7 tRNA genes are annotated in these 635 nt (G+C 50.7%); all 7 read right to left on the reverse strand.

Annotated elements, in window-relative coordinates:
- Positions 1 to 5: 5 nt before the first annotated feature.
- The 7 genes from SPADD19_RS10870 to SPADD19_RS10900 all read right to left on the reverse strand — a co-directional run bounded on the left by SPADD19_RS10870 (position 6) and on the right by SPADD19_RS10900 (position 633).
- A tRNA-Arg gene (locus SPADD19_RS10870) sits at positions 6 to 79 on the reverse strand.
- Positions 80 to 98: 19 nt separating this feature from the next.
- Positions 99 to 184, reverse strand: a tRNA-Leu gene (locus tag SPADD19_RS10875).
- 7 nt (positions 185 to 191) lie between these two features.
- Positions 192 to 263: transfer RNA gene (locus tag SPADD19_RS10880), tRNA-Gly, on the reverse strand.
- Positions 264 to 286: 23 nt separating this feature from the next.
- A tRNA-Thr gene (locus SPADD19_RS10885) sits at positions 287 to 359 on the reverse strand.
- A 16-nt stretch (positions 360 to 375) separates the two neighbouring features.
- A tRNA-Leu gene (locus tag SPADD19_RS10890) sits at positions 376 to 457 on the reverse strand.
- A gap of 6 nt (positions 458 to 463) precedes the next feature.
- Positions 464 to 536 (reverse strand) — tRNA-Lys (locus SPADD19_RS10895).
- 24 nt (positions 537 to 560) lie between these two features.
- A tRNA-Asp gene (locus SPADD19_RS10900) sits at positions 561 to 633 on the reverse strand.
- Between the last annotated feature and the right edge of the window lie 2 nt (positions 634 to 635).

The raw sequence follows: 635 nt of genomic DNA on the forward strand, positions 1-635 counted from the left end.
GACCATGCACCCTAGAGGAGTCGAACCTCTAACCGCCTGATTCGTAGTCAGGTACTCTATCCAGTTGAGCTAAGGGTGCTTCTTTCAACCTTTGTCTATGCCGAGGACCGGAATCGAACCGGTACGATCGTTACCAATCGCAGGATTTTAAGTCCTGTGCGTCTGCCAGTTCCGCCACCCCGGCCTCCTCAAGCGAACGACGGGATTCGAACCCGCGACCCCCACCTTGGCAAGGTGGTGTTCTACCACTGAACTACGTTCGCATTGCTTTCTTTATATAAAAAAATGCCGGCTACATGACTTGAACACGCGACCCTCTGATTACAAATCAGATGCTCTACCAACTGAGCTAAGCCGGCTCATTATTATTCTCTATGCGGGTTAAGGGACTTGAACCCCCACGCCGTAAAGCGCCAGATCCTAAATCTGGTGCGTCTGCCAATTCCGCCAAACCCGCAAAATATGACCCGTACTGGGCTCGAACCAGTGACCCATTGATTAAAAGTCAATTGCTCTACCAACTGAGCTAACGAGTCTTAAAATAATTTTCATTATCTTAACGGTCCCGACGGGAATCGAACCCGCGATCTTCGCCGTGACAGGGCGACGTGATAACCGCTACACTACGGGACCTA

Source organism: Streptococcus parasanguinis (assembly GCF_001578955.1).
GTDB classification, from domain to species: domain Bacteria; phylum Bacillota; class Bacilli; order Lactobacillales; family Streptococcaceae; genus Streptococcus; species Streptococcus parasanguinis_U.